Source organism: Pseudomonas sp. R28(2017) (assembly GCF_002112505.1).
In the GTDB taxonomy this organism is placed as follows: domain Bacteria; phylum Pseudomonadota; class Gammaproteobacteria; order Pseudomonadales; family Pseudomonadaceae; genus Aquipseudomonas.
This window is the reverse complement of sequence record NZ_NEHW01000018.1, coordinates 25,298-42,561: the sequence shown is the minus strand read 5'-3', so window position 1 is coordinate 42,561 and position 17,264 is coordinate 25,298. Positions and strand designations below refer to the sequence as shown.

Annotated in this window: 18 protein-coding genes; 9 read left to right on the top strand and 9 right to left on the bottom strand. The window is 65.1% G+C overall.

The genetic code is table 11. From position 1 onward, the window contains the following. The first annotated feature begins 62 nt into the window (after positions 1–62). A complete protein-coding gene (locus CAF78_RS24585) occupies positions 63–1,331 on the top strand; it encodes a carbohydrate porin (RefSeq protein WP_085677653.1) in 1,269 nt (422 codons plus the stop codon). A gap of 111 nt (positions 1,332–1,442) precedes the next feature. Here CAF78_RS24585 and argE read toward each other — a convergent pair whose 3' ends face one another. Beyond that, the gene (gene argE, locus CAF78_RS24580; RefSeq protein ID WP_085677654.1) at positions 1,443–2,603 is read right to left on the bottom strand and encodes an acetylornithine deacetylase; all 1,161 of its coding nucleotides are present in this window, start codon (positions 2,601–2,603) and stop codon (positions 1,443–1,445) included. Next, entirely contained in the window at positions 2,596–3,273 is a 678-nt protein-coding gene (locus CAF78_RS24575; protein WP_085677655.1) for a DUF1028 domain-containing protein, read from the bottom strand. Before CAF78_RS24575 ends, argE begins: the two co-directional genes overlap by 8 nt. A gap of 293 nt (positions 3,274–3,566) precedes the next feature. On the opposite strand from CAF78_RS24575, the gene CAF78_RS24570 reads away from it, so the two are divergent. Both CAF78_RS24570 and CAF78_RS24565 read left to right on the top strand, forming a co-directional pair. Next, positions 3,567–4,886 carry an NAD(P)/FAD-dependent oxidoreductase gene (locus tag CAF78_RS24570; RefSeq protein WP_085677656.1) on the top strand — a complete coding sequence of 440 codons (1,320 nt, stop codon included), beginning with the start codon at positions 3,567–3,569 and terminating at the stop codon, positions 4,884–4,886. Beyond that, positions 4,886–5,302: a RidA family protein gene (locus tag CAF78_RS24565; RefSeq protein WP_014590706.1), complete on the top strand. Its 417-nt coding sequence runs from the start codon at positions 4,886–4,888 to the stop codon at positions 5,300–5,302. Before CAF78_RS24570 ends, CAF78_RS24565 begins: the two co-directional genes overlap by 1 nt. A 120-nt stretch (positions 5,303–5,422) precedes the next feature. Here CAF78_RS24565 and CAF78_RS24560 read toward each other — a convergent pair whose 3' ends face one another. Together CAF78_RS24560 and CAF78_RS24555 are read right to left on the bottom strand one after the other, a co-directional pair. Continuing rightward, positions 5,423–6,328, bottom strand: a complete 906-nt coding sequence (locus CAF78_RS24560; protein ID WP_085677657.1) for a LysR family transcriptional regulator — start codon at positions 6,326–6,328, stop codon at positions 5,423–5,425. 143 nt (positions 6,329–6,471) lie between these two features. Next, positions 6,472–7,392, bottom strand: a complete 921-nt coding sequence (locus CAF78_RS24555; protein WP_085677658.1) for a LysR substrate-binding domain-containing protein — start codon at positions 7,390–7,392, stop codon at positions 6,472–6,474. A gap of 150 nt (positions 7,393–7,542) precedes the next feature. Between CAF78_RS24555 and CAF78_RS24550 the strand changes: the two genes are divergently transcribed. The 4 genes from CAF78_RS24550 (at position 7,543) to CAF78_RS24535 (ending at position 11,534) form a co-directional block, all read left to right on the top strand. Further along, positions 7,543–8,292 (top strand): SDR family NAD(P)-dependent oxidoreductase, encoded by a 750-nt coding sequence (locus CAF78_RS24550; RefSeq protein WP_085677659.1) that lies wholly within the window; start codon positions 7,543–7,545, stop codon positions 8,290–8,292. 76 nt (positions 8,293–8,368) lie between these two features. Then, positions 8,369–9,667, top strand: coding sequence for an MFS transporter (locus tag CAF78_RS24545; RefSeq protein ID WP_085677660.1), 1,299 nt, complete (start codon positions 8,369–8,371; stop codon positions 9,665–9,667). Between the two features lie 23 nt (positions 9,668–9,690). After that, positions 9,691–10,539, top strand: coding sequence for a transketolase (locus CAF78_RS24540; RefSeq protein ID WP_085677661.1), 849 nt, complete (start codon positions 9,691–9,693; stop codon positions 10,537–10,539). Next, positions 10,536–11,534 (top strand): transketolase family protein, encoded by a 999-nt coding sequence (locus CAF78_RS24535; protein WP_085677662.1) that lies wholly within the window; start codon positions 10,536–10,538, stop codon positions 11,532–11,534. The genes CAF78_RS24540 and CAF78_RS24535 overlap by 4 nt, the downstream gene beginning before the upstream one ends. Before the next feature lie 61 nt (positions 11,535–11,595). On the opposite strand, the gene CAF78_RS24530 is transcribed toward CAF78_RS24535, so the two are convergent. Next, positions 11,596–11,859, bottom strand: coding sequence for a hypothetical protein (locus CAF78_RS24530; RefSeq protein ID WP_143515110.1), 264 nt, complete (start codon positions 11,857–11,859; stop codon positions 11,596–11,598). A 168-nt stretch (positions 11,860–12,027) separates the two neighbouring features. Between CAF78_RS24530 and CAF78_RS24525 the strand changes: the two genes are divergently transcribed. Both CAF78_RS24525 and CAF78_RS24520 read left to right on the top strand, forming a co-directional pair. Then, a complete protein-coding gene (locus CAF78_RS24525; protein ID WP_085677663.1) occupies positions 12,028–12,414 on the top strand; it encodes a VOC family protein in 387 nt (128 codons plus the stop codon). A gap of 76 nt (positions 12,415–12,490) precedes the next feature. Further along, positions 12,491–13,060, top strand: coding sequence for a hypothetical protein (locus CAF78_RS24520; protein ID WP_085677664.1), 570 nt, complete (start codon positions 12,491–12,493; stop codon positions 13,058–13,060). Between the two features lie 98 nt (positions 13,061–13,158). Here CAF78_RS24520 and CAF78_RS24515 read toward each other — a convergent pair whose 3' ends face one another. The 4 genes from CAF78_RS24515 to CAF78_RS24500 form a co-directional block, all read right to left on the bottom strand. Then, positions 13,159–14,832, bottom strand: a complete 1,674-nt coding sequence (locus CAF78_RS24515) for an MFS transporter (protein WP_085677665.1) — start codon at positions 14,830–14,832, stop codon at positions 13,159–13,161. Positions 14,833–15,021: 189 nt separating this feature from the next. Further along, entirely contained in the window at positions 15,022–15,801 is a 780-nt protein-coding gene (locus CAF78_RS24510; protein ID WP_085677666.1) for an alpha/beta fold hydrolase, read from the bottom strand. Beyond that, entirely contained in the window at positions 15,798–16,217 is a 420-nt protein-coding gene (locus CAF78_RS24505; protein WP_085677667.1) for a VOC family protein, read from the bottom strand. The genes CAF78_RS24510 and CAF78_RS24505 overlap by 4 nt, the downstream gene beginning before the upstream one ends. Before the next feature lie 76 nt (positions 16,218–16,293). Continuing rightward, positions 16,294–17,220, bottom strand: a complete 927-nt coding sequence (locus CAF78_RS24500) for an alpha/beta fold hydrolase (RefSeq protein WP_085677668.1) — start codon at positions 17,218–17,220, stop codon at positions 16,294–16,296. Between the last annotated feature and the right edge of the window lie 44 nt (positions 17,221–17,264).

The window sequence follows — 17,264 nt, the reverse complement described above, 5'->3', positions numbered from 1 at the left end:
CAGGCCTTGTGAGAGCGGGCTTGTTCGCGAATAGCCCCCCGATAACAACACGAGACACCGCAATGCCATCCGCTATTCGCATTACCCCAACCCTGCTCCTGGCCCTGGCCAGTACCCCTGCCCTGGCCGACGGCGACTTGCTGAACCGCAGCACCATGACCGGTGACTGGGGCGGCCTGCGTCACCAGCTCGAAGAAGACGGCGTCAAGATCACCGGCGACTACAGCGGCGAAACCGCCTACAACGCCCACGGTGGACTGCACCGTTCGGCGCGCTACTCCCAGAACATCAAGCTCGGCGCACAGTTCGACCTGTCTAAACTGTACGGCCTGGAAAACGGCGGCAAGGTCCAGTTGACCATCAACGACCGCCGCGGCAACAGCGCCTCGGAAGACCTGGTCGGCAACCGCCTGCCGATCCAGGAAAACTACGGTGGCCTGTACACCCGCCTGACCGAACTGAGCTACGAGCGCACCCTGTTCACCCCGGCACTCAACGTCAAGCTTGGCTACATGGCCATGGGCAACGACCTGGGCGGCCTGGACAGCGGCATCCTGTGCAACTTCATGAACGCCGGCTTCTGCGGCCACCCGCTGAACATGTCCGGCGGCAGCGGCTGGACCAACTACCCCAACGCCCACCTTGGCGTGCGCGTGAAGTACGACCTGTCGCCCTCGTGGCAGCTGCGCGTGGCGGCGTTCAACGTCGACCCGGAAAGCAACGGCAACTCCAGCCGTGCCTGGCACCTGGGGCCCAAGCACACCACCGGTACCGTGGTGCCTGTGGAGCTGGTGTACAAGCTGCAGGGCGAACTGCCGGGTGAATACAAGCTGGGTTACTACTACGACAGCTCCGACGTGAAGCGCATCGGCAGCGACAAGGAAGTGTCCGGCCGTGGCGGCCACTACCTGCTGGTCGATCAGGCGGTATGGAATGACGCCGGCTCGCCGGGCCGCAGCCTGCATGCCTTTGGCCAGTATTCGGCATCGAGCGAAGCCGCTTCGCCATTCACCAAGTGGTATGGCGCCGGTATGGTGCTGTACAAGCCGTTCGAAGGCCGCCCGCGCGATACCGTGGCCCTGGGCTATGGCCGCGCCGTGCCGAACCCGCGTAGCCGCGATGTGCTGGAAGACGCCGCCTTCAATGCCGGGCAGCCGTTCCCCAACATCGACAATGCCGAGCAGCTGATCGAACTGAGCTATGGCTACCAGGCCACGCCGTGGCTGAACCTGCGCCCGGATGTGCAATACATCATCGAGCCAGGGGCGTTCTCCGGGAAGAGCATCGACAACGCGCTGGTGGTGGGCCTGCAGGTCAAGGCTACCTTTTAAATCGCCGGGGCTGCTCTGCAGCCCATTCGCGGGCAAGCCCGCTCCCACAGGTACAGCGCAGCCCGCAAGGCCTGTGATATCAGTGTGGGAACGGGTTTACCGGCAACCCGCTCAAGCCTGCCTGAGGTAATCCACCAACCTCAGCAACATCGCATCACAGCCCTGCAGCTGCTCGACGCTGACGAACTCGTCCGGCTTGTGCCCCTGGTCCATGCTGCCCGGCCCACACACCACAGTGGGTATGCCAGCCTGGTCGAACAAACCACCTTCGGTGCCAAACGCCACGGTACCGAAATCATCCGAGCCACTGAGCAGGGCCACCAACCGCGCGGCCTCGCTATCGGCTGGCGTGGCCAGCCCCGGGTACGCACTGAGCGGTTGCAGGCGAATGGCACTGGCTGCGTTCACCTTGCGCATGCGCGGCAGCAACTCGGCCTCGGCGTAGGTCTGCAACTGGTCGGCCACGGCCTGTGCTTCGTACCCCGGCAAGGCGCGCACTTCGAAATCGAACGCACATTCCTCCGGCACGATGTTCAGTGCCCTGCCGCCCTTGATCACCCCGGTCTGCACCGTGGAGAACGGCGGGTCGAAGCGCTCGTCGTGATGCGCCGGCAAGGCCAGCGCCTCACCAATCTCGCCCAGCTTGCCGATCAGCTTCGCGGCATACTCGATGGCATTCACCCCGTAAGGGGCGTACGCCGAGTGGCACGCCGCGCCATGCACTTCGCAACGCATCGCCAGCTTGCCCTTGTGGCCAAGCACCGGCTTGAGTTCGGTGGGCTCACCGATCAGGCACAGGCGCGGCTTGTACGGGCGCTGTTGCAGTGCGGCCAGCATCGAGCGCACACCCAGGCAGCCGACTTCCTCGTCATAGGAGAACGCCAGGTGCACCGGCAGGCGCAGCGGTTGCGCAAGAAACGCCGGCACGGCAGCCAGCACCGAGGCAATGAAGCCCTTCATGTCGGCCGTGCCACGGCCGTACAGGCGCCCGTCGCGCTCCGTCAGGGCGAAGGGTGGCAGCGTCCAGGCCTGGCCTTCCACCGGCACCACATCAGTGTGCCCGGACAGCACCACACCGCCGACATCCTTGGGGCCGATAGTGGCGAACAGGTTGGCCTTGGTGCCTTCCGGGTTGTGGAACAGCTCGCACTCCACGCCAAACCCGTTCAGGTAGTCGTGGATGAAACCGATCAGTTCGAGGTTGGAATCGCGGCTGACCGTGGCAAAGCCGATCAGCCGCTCCAGCAAGGCGCGGCTGCTGAATTCACTCATCGCCCGGCACCCCGTAGCTCGGCGCGGCGGTCGGGTCGAGGGCGCGGGTGACATAGTCCTGCATCTGCGGGCGGTACGCCTGCCACAGGCCGTCGAGTACGCCGATCGGGTCTTCCGGAGCCCAGTCCACACGCAGGTCCACCAGTGGCCAGGTCAGCTCGCCGGCGATCTTCAGCGCCGCCGAGTGCACCGGGCCGGCTTCGCCACCGGCCGCCATCGCCGCATGCATCGCCGCCAGCAGGCGGTCAGCCAGATGCCCGCCGGCCTGTTCGAAAGCCTGCACCATGGCCTCGATCACCTGCAGCGAGGACAACAGGTTGCCCGCGGCCGCACATTGCTCACCCGCCACGGCGTTATGCACGCCCAGCGCCTCCTTGCCGGTGAACAGCGCCACCTGGCCCTGGCTGTCGATTACTGTGACCTGGCGATACTCGCTCCAGCCATTGGCACTGAGCACCCGGTCCAGCGCGGCGGCGGGCGGCAACTGGCCCTGCTCCAGGGCATCGAGGATCTGCGGGCCGAGTGCCGGCAAGGTGATGTTCTGGGTGGACACGGCGCCGACACCAGCACGTACCCAGGGGCAGCGGGCGCCCACGGCGATGCTCGACGAGCTGATGGCGATACCGACCTGGCCGGTTTCCTGGCAGCGACCGATGATGGAGAAGGTCATGGTGGAACTCCTGTTGTTCTGTGCGATGCCCAGCATTCTGGGCGGAACCTTCAGGACCACGAAACCAACATTTTCCTGTGCCTTGAACAGGAAAAAACTAAGGCCGGCCAATCCACCACGAAATGCCCTGAAAACCCCAGCCAAGCCCAGGCAAATCGGGGCCTTCGCCGTTTTATCGGCAAGCCCCAGCTAAATACTATTTTCGCGAATTTCCGGGCGTCCCTAGTCTGGCCCCAGGCAACGGCGGTCCTCCAAACCGACCTGACAAAAACCGCCTGAACAAGGGCTCGGACATGACACTGAACAACATCGAAATCGACACCCTCGTGGTTGGCGCCGGCCAGGCCGGCGTGGCCATGAGCGAACACCTCAACAAACTGGGCGTGCCGCACCTGGTGCTGGAGCGCAAGCGCATCGCCGAGGCCTGGCGCACTGGCCGCTGGGATTCACTGGTGGCCAACGGCCCGGTCTGGCACGACCGCTTCCCGGGGCTGGAATTCAACCTCGACGCCGACGCCTTCGCCGGCAAGGACCAGGTCGCCGACTACTTCGAGCAGTACGTACGCAAGTACAACCTGCCGGTACGCACCGGCATCGAAGTGAAGAAGGTGGTGCGCAACGCCGACCGCCCCGGCTTCACCATCGAAACCAACGAAGGTGTGATCCGTGCCAACCGCGTTGTGGCCGCCACCGGCCCGTTCCAGAAGCCGGTGATCCCGGCCATCGCGCCAAAAGACCCCAACCTGCACCAGATCCACTCTGCTGCCTACTACAACCCCGAGCAGCTGCCTGAAGGCGCCGTGCTGGTGGTGGGCGCCGGTTCGTCCGGCGTGCAGATCGCCGAAGAACTGATGCGCGCCGGGCGCCAGGTGTACCTGTCGGTCGGCGCCCACGACCGCCCGCCACGGGCCTACCGCAACCGCGACTTCTGCTGGTGGCTGGGCGTGCTCGGCGAGTGGGACGCGGAAATCGCCAAGCCGGGCCGCGAGCACGTGACCATCGCCGTCAGCGGTGCCCGCGGCGGCCACACCGTGGACTTCCGCGCCCTCGCCCACCAGGGCATGACCCTGGTCGGCCTGACCCAATCGTTCGAAAACGGCGTGGCGCGCTTCCAGGACAACCTGGTCGACAACATCAACCGTGGCGACGAAAACTACCTGGCCCTGCTGGATGCCGCCGATGCCTATATCGAGCGCAACGGCCTGGACCTGCCGGAAGAGCCCGAAGCACGCAAGCGCCTGGCCGACCCGGCGTGCATGACCCACCCGCTGCAGCAACTGGACCTGGCCCAGGCCGGCGTCACCAGCATCATCTGGGCCACCGGCTACGGCGTCGACTTCAGCTGGCTGCAGGTCGACACCTTCGATGCCAACGGCAAGCCCCAGCACCAGCGCGGCGTAGCCCGCGAGCCAGGCGTGTACTTCCTCGGCCTGCCGTGGCTGTCGCGCCGTGGCTCGTCGTTCATCTGGGGCGTGTGGCACGACGCCAAGCACGTCGCCGGCCATATCGCCACGCAACGCACCTACCTGGCCTACCGCGACCGCGAACAGCGCGAAGCGGATGACCAGCACGACCACTCGATCAGCAACGTCAGCACCCTCGGAGCCCACTGATGCCTACCCACACTCGCATCCGCATGTTCAACACCAAGGAAACCTACCCCAACCAGACCCTGGACAACGACCTGTGCCAGGCCGTGCGGGCCGGTAATACCATCTACGTGCGCGGCCAGGTCGGCACCGACTTCGAAGGCAAGCTGGTGGGCCTGGGTGACCCTCGGGCGCAGACCGAGCAGGCGATGAAGAACGTCAAGCAACTGCTTGAAGAGGCAGGCTCGGACCTGTCGCACATCGTCAAGACCACCACCTACATCACCGACCCGCGTTTCCGCGAGCCGGTGTACAAGGAAGTGGGCAAGTGGCTCAAGGGCGTGTTCCCGATTTCCACCGGGCTGGTGGTGGCCGGTCTGGCCCAGGCCGAGTGGCTGATGGAAATCGACGTGATTGCAGTGGTGCCGGATCAGCAGTGATCCTGTGAGAAAGCCGGGGGCGCTCTGCGCCCCATTCGCGGGCAAGCCCGCTCCCACTGGTACAGCGCAGACCTAAGGTTCGGCGCAACCCTGTGGGCGCGGGCTTGCCCGCGAAGCTTTTCAGAACTTGGCCAGTTCTTCGCGGCAGAACTCGACGAACAACTGCGCAGGTTTGGTCAGTTGCACCCGCTTCAGGTGCGCCGCCGCCAACCCCGACAACGCCACCGGCTCGGCGATGTCGATCGTCACCAGCTTCTGCCCGTCGTAGGTGCATTCCGAATGCGGCCGGGTCACCAGCAACGAAAAGCCGAAGCCCTGCCCCACCATCCCGCGCACCATCTCGATCGACGGCGAACTGAAGACGATGTTCGGCGTCAGGCCCATTTCATTGAACAGGCTGACGAAGTAGGTCCGGCTCGGCGCCACGTCCAGCAAGATCATCGGTTCCGGGCACAGGTCACGCAGCGACACCTGGGCCTGGCCGGCGAAGCGGTGCTTCTCGGGCAGCAGCACGTAAGGCTTCTGCGGCGGCATCAAGGGTTCGGCTTCGATGGTGCCGTCCAGGTCATGGTCATACAGAAACGCCAGGTCGAAGGTACCCGCAGTCAGACCCTGGATCAGGTCCTGCTGCTCGCCGTCGCGCAGGCGGATGTCCACGCCCGGGTAGCGTTCTCGAAAGCCGGCGATCAGCCGCGGCAGGTACAACGGCGCCACGGTCTCGAAGCAGCCGATGTCGATCTGCCCGGCCACGGTGTCGTTGTCGGCCAGGGCGTTCTGCTCGAACTCGTGGGCCATCTGCAGCAGCGACTTGGTCTTGGCATAGAAGCGCTTGCCGCTGGGGGTCAGCGACACACCTTGAGCATGGTGGCGGATGAACAGCTGCACGCCGAAGCTTTCCTCCAGGCTCTTGATTGCCGTGGAGATCGACGGCTGGGCGATGTACAGCTGGCGCGAGGCCTCGGCGACGCTGCCGGCCTCGACGGTGGTGACGAAGTATTTGAGTTGTCGCAGGGTGTAGGAAGCCACAGGCACCTCGTTGGCGCCCTGGGCGGGCGCCTTGGTATTTTCCTGTCACTTTACCTTGTGGCCTGATTCAGCGGGCTGCTGGGTGATGAAGGATTTGCCTAAGGCTTGAATACAAAATGGCTGCCCTCTCCGGCTCGTGGCAATCAGTAACTGAAATCATGCCCCAGCTGCCCCTGCATCCACTGAAGGAACGTGCGCACCCGGGCCAACTCGGCATGCCCCCGCGGAAACACCAGGTGGTGAGCACTCACCGGGCTTGCCTGGTCGGCACCGAATACCGGGACCAGCTGCCCCCTGGCGACGTAGTCCTGCGACAACAGTGAGCTTTCCAGGGCGAACCCGTAGCCATGGCTGGCCGCCTCCAGGCTCATGTACGAGCGGTCGAAACTCAAGGCGAAGGGCGCCTGGGGCAACGACACGCCTTGCTGGGCAAACCACTGCGGCCATTGCACCAGCGCCGACTCGGAGAGAATCAGGTTCTGCCCCAGCAGGTCGCCCGCCTGCTGGATCGGCTGGCGCGCCAACAACGCCGGTGACGCCAGCACCGTGGCGCGCTCGTAGCGGATGGTGCGCACCTCCAGGCTCGGCCAGTTGGGGTAGCCATGGCGGATATCGACGTCGATCTGGTGGCGGCCAAAGTGCAGCGCTTCATAGGAACACGACAGGTTGATCTGGATATCCGGGTGGCTGGCACGAAACTGCTCCAGCCGCGGCAACAGCCAGAGCAGGCCGAAGCTCGGCGACGAATGCAGGCGCAGGCAGTCGAAGCCGACCGCGCTGCCAGCCCGCTCGGTGGCCATGGCCAGGCTCTGCAGGATGCCCGATACCTCGCGCAGGTACTGGTCGCCTGCCGCCGTCAGCGTCACCCCCTTGGCCGTGCGCAGGAACAACGGCCGGCCGATCAGCGCTTCCAGGTTGGCGATCTGATGGCTGACCGCCGACGGTGTCAGGTTGAGCTGTTCGGCGGCGCGCGCGACGTTGCCAAAGCGCGCCGCCTGCTCGAAGGCCTGAATCGCTTTCAGCGGCGGCAGTTGCAAGGGCTTCTTGCCCGGCTCGTGGTTCATCGCATTCCTTGGGTGTAACGGGCCTCGAACGTGGTCACGCCCCTGCCCTGTGCTGAATTTTTTTCAGCATAGGCTGAAGTGCACTGCGTTGCCCAGCCCTCGCGTGGGTCCCAAGCTGTACCCACAACAACAAACATCCGGAGTACACCCATGCTGCTCGAAGGTAAAATCGCAATCGTCACCGGTGCCGCCTCTGCCCGCGGTATCGGTCGCGCCACCGCCCAGGCCTTTGCCGACCAGGGCGCCAAGGTGGCCATCCTCGACCTCGACCTGCACGCCGCCCGCGACGCTGCCGCGCAACTGGGCGCAGGCCACCTCGGCCTTGCCGCCAACGTCGCCGACGAAGCCCAGGTGCGCGACGCGGTGGCCGAGGTGCTGGCGCATTTCGGCCGTATCGACGTGCTGGTCAACAACGCCGGCATCACTCAACCGGTGAAGACCCTGGAAATCACCGGCAAGGACTACGACCGCATCCTCGACGTCAACCTGCGCGGCACGCTGTTGATGTCCCAGGCCGTGCTCCCCGCCATGCGCGCCCAACGTGCGGGCAGCATCATCTGCATGTCGTCGGTGTCGGCACAGCGTGGCGGCGGCATCTTTGGCGGCCCGCACTACAGCGCCGCCAAAGCCGGGGTGTTGGGCCTGGGCAAGGCCATGGCTCGCGAATTCGGCCCGGACAACGTGCGCGTCAACGCCATCACGCCCGGCCTGATCCATACCGACATCACCGGCGGCCTGATGCAGGACGAGCGCCGCCACGCCATCATCGAAGGCATCCCCCTGGGCCGTCTGGGCGAAGCCCGCGACGTGGCCAACGCCGCGCTGTTCCTGGCCAGCGACCTCTCCAGCTACCTCACCGGCATCACCCTGGACGTCAACGGGGGCATGCTGATTCACTGATCTGCCCTGGCACTGTGTTTCGCATCTGAGCCCCGCCACGGCGGGGCAATCGATAACAACAAGAGATCAGATCGACATGACCACCCTAGCCCTCGACGCGGCCACGGCCGCGCGCAGCAATGCCTATCGCAAGACGGCCTGGCGGCTGATGCCCTTTCTCATGCTGTGCTACCTGTGCGCCTACCTCGACCGGGTCAACGTCGGCTTCGCCAAGCTGCAGATGATGGATGACCTGGCCCTGTCCGAAGCGGTCTACGGCCTGGGCGCCGGGATGTTCTTCATCGGCTACTTCCTCTGCGAGGTGCCGAGCAACATCATCCTGCACAAGGTCGGCGCACGGCGCTGGATCGCCCGCATCATGATCACCTGGGGCCTGATCTCGGCCCTGTTCGCCTTCGTCGAGACGGCCTGGCAGTTCTATGTGCTGCGTTTCTTACTCGGCGTCGCCGAAGCCGGCCTGGCACCCGGCCTGCTGCTGTACCTGACCTACTGGTTCCCGTCCTACCGGCGGGCGAAGATGACCGCGCTGTGGTTCATCGCCATCCCGCTCTCGGGCATGGTCGGCGGGCCGCTGTCGGGCTGGATCATGGAGCGTTTCGCCGGCGTGCATGGCTGGGCCGGCTGGCAGTGGATGTTCGTGCTCGAGGCCGTTCCGACCGTGCTGGTGGGCATTCTGGTACTCAGCTACCTAAAGGACGGTGTCCATCAGGCGCACTGGCTCAACGATGAAGAAAAGTCGCTGCTGCGCAAGGAACTGGCCGAGGATGAACAGCACAAGGTGCAGCATGGCTCGGTGGCCGACTTCATCCGCGACCGTCGCCTGTGGCTGCTGGCCGGTATCTACTTCTGCGTGGTCATGGGCCAGTATGCGATCACCTTCTGGCTACCGACCCTGGTGCGCAACGCCGGCGTTGCTGATCCGCTGCACATCGGCTTGCTGACCAGCCTGCCTTACCTGTGCGCCATCGGTGCCATGCTACTGGCCGGGCGCAGCGGCGACCGCCACCGCGAGCGGCGCTGGCACCTGGCAATTCCGATGCTGGCCGGCGCCCTGGGCCTGACCTTGGCCGCGGTGTTCGCCAGCCACTTGAGCCTGTCGATCCTCAGCCTGTGCCTGGCGGCATCCGGCATCCTCTCGGCCTCGTCACTGTTCTGGATGCTGCCGACCACGCTGCTCGGCGGTGTTTCGGCCGCCGCCGGCATCGCCGCCGTCAACAGCTTCGCCAACCTGGCCGGGTTCTGCTCACCGTTCCTGATCGGCTGGGTCACCAGCACCTTGGGCAACAACGCCATCGGCATGTACCTGATCACCGCCGTGCTGATCTTCGGTGCCGCACTGGTGTTCCGCGTGCCAGCGAGCCTGGTCAACCGTTAATTTTCCCAGCAAGGAGTTACCCCATGAATGCCGTACCCGCTACCCCGGGTGCGCGGCCTCTGGCTGCGCGTGCCCACAACATCCGCCGCAACGCCCTGCGCATGGGCCAGGTCCAGGGCCAGGGCTACATCGGCCAGGCCCTCGGCGCCGCCGACCTGCTGGCCGTGGCCTACTGCCACGCCCTGCGCCTGGACCCGGCCAACCCCGAATGGGAACAGCGCGACCGCTTCTACCTGTCCATCGGCCATTACGCTATCGCGCTGTACGCGGCGCTGATCGAAGCCGGGGTGATCGCCGAAGACGAACTGGAGAGTTACGGTTGCGACGACAGTCGCCTGCCGATGTCTGGCATGGCCGCCTACACCCCCGGTATGGAAATCACTGGCGGCTCGCTCGGCCATGGCTTGGGCATCGCCGTCGGCGCCTGCCTGGGCCTCAAGCGCAAGGGCTCGGCCAGCTGGGTGTACAACCTGCTGTCCGACGGCGAGCTGAACGAAGGCTCGACCTGGGAAGCGGCGATGTCCGCCAGCCACTGGCAGCTGGACAACCTGATCGCCATCATCGACGTCAACAACCAGCAGGCCGACGGCCACTCCAGCGAGATACTCGCCTTCGAGCCGATCGTCGATCGCTGGCAGGCCTTTGGCTGGCATGTGCAGCGGGTCGATGGCAACGACCTCGACGCCCTGGTCCAGGCCTTCGACCAGGCCCGCGCGCACCGCGGCGCGCAACCGCGGGTGATCATTTGCGACACGCGCATGGGCAAGGGCGTGCCCTTCCTCGAGAACCGCGACAAGACCCACTTCATCCGGGTCGACGAACACGAATGGGACCTTGCCCTGCAAGCACTGGACGCCGGGAGCCGCGCATGAACAGCCAGACCGCACCTGCCAAACGCCTGACCACTTCGGCGATGATCGCCTCGATCGCCGCCGAAGGCCAACCCACCCGCCCGGCACCCTTCGGCCATGCCCTGGCGGCGCTCGCCGAGCAGCGCCAGGACATCGTCGGCCTGAGCGCCGACCTGTCCAAGTACACGGACCTGCATATCTTCGCCAAGGCCCACCCACAGCGCTTCTACCAAATGGGCATGGCCGAACAGCTGCTGATGAGCGCCGCAGCGGGCATGGCGCGCGAAGGCTTCACCCCGTTCGCCACCACCTACGCGGTGTTCGCATCGCGGCGCGCCTACGACTTCATCTGCATGGCCATTGCTGAGGAAAACCTCAACGTCAAGATCGTCTGTGCCCTGCCCGGCTTGACCACCGGCTACGGCCCCAGCCACCAGGCCACCGACGACCTGGCGATCATGCGCGCCATGCCCAACCTGATGGTGATCGACCCGTGTGACGCCCTGGAGATCGAACAGGCCGTACCGGCCATCGCCGCTCACCAGGGCCCGGTGTACATGCGCCTGCTGCGCGGCAACGTGCCCCTGGTGCTGGACCGCTACGATTACCGCTTCCAGCTGGGCAAGGCCCAGGTTGTACGCGGTGGCCGTGACGTGCTGGTGATTGCCAGCGGGCTGATGACCATGCGCGCGCTGGAAGCCGCCGAACAGTTGCACAAGGATGGCGTGGATGTGTCGGTGCTGCATGTGCCGACCATCAAGCCGCTGGACGAGGCGACGATCCTGGCCGAGGCGCGCAAGCCGGGGCGGCTGGTGGTGACGGCGGAGAACCATTCGATTGTCGGCGGGCTGGGTGAAGCGGTGGCCGGCGTGCTGCTGCGCAATGGCGTGACCCCGACCTTCCGCCAGATCGCCTTGCCCGATGCGTTTCTCGATGCCGGGGCGTTACCGACCTTGCATGATCGCTATGGCATTTCCACCGAGGCGGTGGCGCGGCAGATCAAGGGCTGGCTGTAACCCGCAATCGCCCTGTTGTCGGCTTGCCGGCAACAGGGCAACACCCGAACTTCGACGCTCTTTATTCAAAGGGGACATTGGTGATGACACAATCATCACCAATCAGCTTGTACTCGGGCGGGCAATCCATGCCCACGACAGGGCCAACACCGCGTTTCTTCCGGGAAAGCTTTTCCGGTGTATCGATACTTCTGGCGTCGGCGGCCTCACCCTGGAGGGTTTGCAGGTCGTCGACCTGGTTGCTGCCGTCACCTGCCATCAACGGTTCTTGTGCTTGCGCGATGCCCGCGCCGATCAGAAGTACAACCATCGCCATGCGTTTCATGTGCATCACTCCTTGCTGAAATGGGATAGCTCGCCAAGGCTATTGCCGCGCAACTCTCGACCCCATCTGGAAATGCAGCAACGTGACCGCGCAGAGCAGGCCTCGCTGGTGAATTGAGCCAGAGCGTCTTTACTGGTAGATAACGACCCGCAGGTACGGTGTGCGCCTATGAAGATCGTTGTCACCAGCATCCTCGTCGACGACCAGGCCAAGGCCCTGGCTTTCTACCACTACGTATTGGGCTTCGAGCCCAGGCACGACATCCCCATGGGCCAGCATCGCTGGCTGACACTGACCTCACCCAACGACCCGAATGGTGTCGAGCTGCTGCTGGAGCCCGATGCTCACCCGGCAGCGAAAACTTACAAGCAAGCGCTGAAACAGGACGGCATTCCCGCCACATCCTTCGGCGTGCGTGATATCCAGGCCGAGTACACGCGGCTGTGCAAGGCCGGCGTGAAGTTCACCAAGGCGCCCACCGACCTTGGCCCCGTCACGGTCGCGGTGTTCGACGACACCTGCGGCAACCTGATCCAGATCGCCCAGAAACACTGAGCAACGCCCATGGCAGCCGGTGCTGCCATTGGCTACATTGCAGCTGTAATCCCGTGCGCCACAATAAGGAAAACAGATGCGCCACGAATTCAGCGAAGTGCTCAACGACCTGGTCGACTATTTCCTGCTGGGCGATATCCAGCTGCTCGATCGTTTCAAACACGACAACCACCTGTCCGACGACCTGGCCCGCGAGTTCACCCGCAACGACAGCGGCGACAGGGCGGTGGCCGAAGGTGTGGTGATACCGCTGGCCGGGGTCGACAACCTGCCCTACCACATCCTGTTCACCCTCGATGGCTACACACCCGCCTTGCTCGAACCCGGCAGCCGCCTCAAGCACCGGCGCAACGGCTATGTGCTGCAGGTTGAGAACCGTGCGGTGATGCTCTACACCTGGCGCATCCTGCAGCACTTCACGCCCAAGACGCTGGGTGACCTGATAGCCCGCTATCAGGTGCCGGGGCGGCCGATCATCGAGCTGGACAACGGCTGGTATGACGTCGAGGTGCTGGCGGGGGCGCTGATCAGGGATGGCTTGTACGAGCCGGCGTTCGAGTTCGTGCTGAAGAAGCGCTGGAACCGGGGTGAGGCCAAGGGGGTGGATACCGGGTATGCCTTTAGCCTGCGGGGCTATTTCGATTGATGTGGACCTGTGCCGGCCTCTTCGCGGCTAAAGCCGCTCCTACAGGTCCTTTGCGGTGCCTGTAGGAGCGGCTTCAGCCGCGATGGGGCCGCACCTGCCTAACTGATATCCCGGTCCTTGGTCTCAGGCAGGAAGAAGATCCCCAGCACGGCCGTCATCACCGCAATCACGATCGGGTACCACAGCCCGTAGTAGATATCCCCGGTCGCCGCCACCATGGCAAACGCCACCGTCGGCAGGAAGCCGCCGAACCAGCCGTTGCCGATGTGGTACGGCAGCGACATCGAGGTGTAGCGGATGCGCGCCGGGAACAACTCCACCAGCCAGGCGGCGATCGGCCCGTAGACCATGGTCACGTAGATCACCAGCAAGGTCAGCAGCAACAGCACCATCGGGTAGTGGATCTTCGCCGGGTCGGCCTTTTCCGGGTAACCCGCCTCTTTCAGGGCGCCGCCCATGGTCGCGGTGAAGGCATCACTCTGGGTCTTCAGGTCGGCGGCTGCCAGGCTGCTGCCGTCGAAGCTCGGGATCACCCGCTCACCGATGCGCACCTGCGCCACGCTGCCAGGCTCGGCCGCCTGGTTGGTGTAGGGAATCGCCCGCTTGGCCAGCAGGCTCTTGGCGATGTCACAGGAGCTGGTGAATTTGGCCTTGCCCACCGGGTCGAACTGGAAGGCGCACTGGCCAGGGTCGGCCACCACCACCACCGGGTTCTGCTCCTGGGCGACGAACACGTCCGGGTTGCCGTACTCGGTCAGCGCCTTGAAGATCGGGAAGTAGGTCAGCGCGGCGATGATGCAGCCGGCCATGATGATCTTCTTGCGGCCGATGCGGTCCGACAGGCTGCCGAAGAAAATGAAGAACGGCGTGCCGATCAGCAAGGAACCGGCAATCAGCAGGTTGGCGGTCTGCGGGTCGATCTTGAGCATCTGCAGCAGGAAGAACAGCGCATAGAACTGCCCGGTGTACCACACCACCGCCTGCCCGGCGGTGCCACCGAGCAGCGACATGATCACCACCTTGAGGTTGTCCCAGCGGGCGAACGACTCGGTCAGCGGCGCCTTGGACGCCTTGCCTTCGGCCTTCATCTTCATGAACACCGGCGACTCGTTGAGCTGCATGCGGATGTACACCGAAATCGCCAGCAGCAGGATCGACAGCAGGAACGGCACCCGCCAGCCCCAGGCCTCGAACACCTCGGTGCCCATGGCGGTGCGGCAGGCCAGGATCACCAGCAGCGAGAGGAACAGGCCGAGCGTGGCGGTGGTCTGGATCCACGCGGTGAAGAAACCACGCCGGCCCTTGGGCGCGTGCTCGGCCACATAGGTGGCCGCACCGCCGTATTCGCCGCCCAGCGCCAGGCCCTGGAGCAGGCGCAAGGTGATCAGGATGACCGGTGCCGCCACGCCTATCGCCGCATAGCTGGGCAAGAGCCCCACCACCGCAGTGGACAGGCCCATGATGACGATGGTGATGAGGAAGGTGTACTTGCGCCCGATCATGTCGCCCAGGCGGCCGAACACGATGGCGCCGAACGGCCGCACGGCAAAGCCGGCGGCAAAGGCCAGCAAGGCGAAGATGAACGAGGTGGTTTCGTTGACGCCGGCAAAGAAGTGCTTGGCGATGATCGCCGCCAGCGAGCCGTACAGGTAGAAGTCGTACCATTCGAACACGGTACCCAGCGAGGAGGCGAAGATGACCTTGCGCTCCTCCTTGGTAATGCCCCGTTGGGGCGCGCTACTGCCCGTGGACGCGCTGTCGAGAACCGCCATGGGGTGCCTCCGTCTTGTCGTTGTCGAAGGCCGGAGTACTTCACACCCATTTCACCGTCGCACCCAGGCCCTAGGGCTAGCATTGGTTGCGCGAAGCACGACGAGGCGAGCCGCCTCGAATCGCAGCAAGGTAACTGAAGCATAATCGGCTTTGCCGCAATATCCACTTGCCAGCATCGCCGTATGCCATCACCCCAGAAACCGCTGCACCTCGGCCAGCACGACCTCGGCCTGTTCCCGGTGCGGGACATGCCCGCAGCCCGGCAGCAGGTGCATCACGCTCGGTCCTGCGGCCAACGTGGTGAAGCGCCGGGGATGGGCGGGTGAACCGAATTCGTCCTGCTCGCCATGCAGGCTGAGCAGCGGGCAATGCACCTGCGCCAGCAGCGCATCCAGGTTCCAGTCGGCAAAGGCTTCGTCCAGCCAGGTGTCCACCCAGGCGCGCAACACCCATTCGGCCTTGTCGCCGTGGTAACGCGCCAGGCGCTGCAGCTGCCCCGGCGCGGCGAACTGCCGGTCCGCATCGCCAATCCCCTGCAAGGTCAGGTCTTCGACAAAGGCCTGGGCCGACTCGATGATCAGGCCCCGACAATGGATGCCGTGGGCTGCGGCGCAGCCCACGGCCATGCCGCCACCAACGCTGTGACCAAAGACGATGAAATCACCGATCGCCAGCTGCCGGCGCAATGCCGCGAAGCCCTGCTGCGCCTCGGCCTCGACAAAGTCTCGTTGCAAACGGCCCGGGTGCGCAGCGGAGCGGCCAAAGCCCAGCCGATCATAGGCAATCACCCGGTGCCCGGTCGCCACGGCCAGCTGTTCGGGGAAGTCACGCCACAAGGCAACGCAGCCCAGCGAATCATGCAGCAGTATGATCGGCACGCCGGTTGGGTTCTGTGGTCGCCAGTCCTGGGCGAACAGCGTGCCGCCAGGCGTATCGATCCAGTGCTCGACTACCTCGACCTGCGTCATGCCTGCGCCTCGACCGGGCCCTTGAGTTCGACCTGGTTGCCGTCGGGGTCGAAGCAGTACAGCGACAGTCCTTCGCCTTCGGCGCCATAACGTTTTTCTGCCGGCTCAACCGCTACCCCGGCCGCTTGCAGGTAATCCGTCAGCGCCTGTTCGTCGAACGGTTCGATGCGCAGGCAGAAGTGGTGCAGGTTGCGCCCTTGCGCCCCCGGCGCCGCACCACCCGGCCGGCCAAGCGGGCCGTCGAGCGTCACCAGGTCGATCATCGCCGTGCCGGTCGCCAGGTGGACCATGCCCAGGTCGGGGCGCTCACGGCTGACGGTGCAACCCAGCAGGTCGCGGTAGAAGGCCACGCTGCGCGGCAAGTCGCTGACCCGCAGAACCAGGTGGTCGATGTGCTTGATGGCGAACGGCCGCATGCCAGGTCTCCTTGTGGCGATTGCCCGATGGCGTTCGCCACCATAGCCCAGGACCTGGCCCGCTGGCCATCACCCGCTATTCATTCACCAGCCGCTGCAGCAGGCCGCCTTCATGCCGGGCGAGGACGCGCAGGATCTGGTCGACCAGCGCGCGGTCCGGCGCCTCCAGGTGGAAATGGTGCCCACCCGGGTGCCAGGACACCTTGGCGTGGCCCGGCAACGCCGCCTGGCGCTGTTCGAACCCATTGCCGGCGAAAGCGCCCTGCCTGCCGAACATCAGGTACAACGGGCAACGGATCTCCCGCAGCAGGTCGCAAGCCTCGCGTTCGGTCAGCGGCATCGGCTCGGGCAGCACCAGGCGCGGGTCGTGGCGCCAGCAATAACCGTCGGCCAGCTGCAGCAGGTCGCGCAGCGCCAGCAGCCGCGCAGCATCGTCCGCCAGCTCGCCATCCAGGCGCTTGCGCCGTTGCTCGAGCGCGGTTTCCAGGTTGTCGAACCGGCTGTTGGGGGCTTCGGCAAAACCTTGCAGCTGGCTGCGCTGGACCATCCGCTTGAGGCGGTAGGCGCGTGCCAGGTGCTGTACGCGATCATCCTCGGCCACGGTGAACGGCGCGCCCATGCCATCGAGGAAGATCATGCTGGCGATGCCACTGGTCATGGCGGCGAGCAGCGAAGCGATACCGGTCCCCATGCCATGGGCGAGCACATGGAACTGCGACAGGCCCAGGCTATCGGTGACCGCCAGCATGTCCTCGGCATGCTCCCAGAGGTAGTAGCCGCTGTCGTGGCGGCGGTGGTCGGAACGGCCGTGGCCGACCAGATCGGGGGCTACCACGAAGCAGCCCTCCAGCAATGGCCCCAGGCGCTCGAACGAAGCGGCGTTATCCAGCCAGCCATGCACGGCCAGCACCGGAATGCCATCTTCCGGTCCCCAGGTGCGTACCGCTATTTCAATACCGTCGAGGTCCAGCAGGTGATCTTTGGGACTGCACAGCGAATGCATCGAAGTTCTCCCTGACAGAGTGCCGGCCCATGGCCAGGCATCAC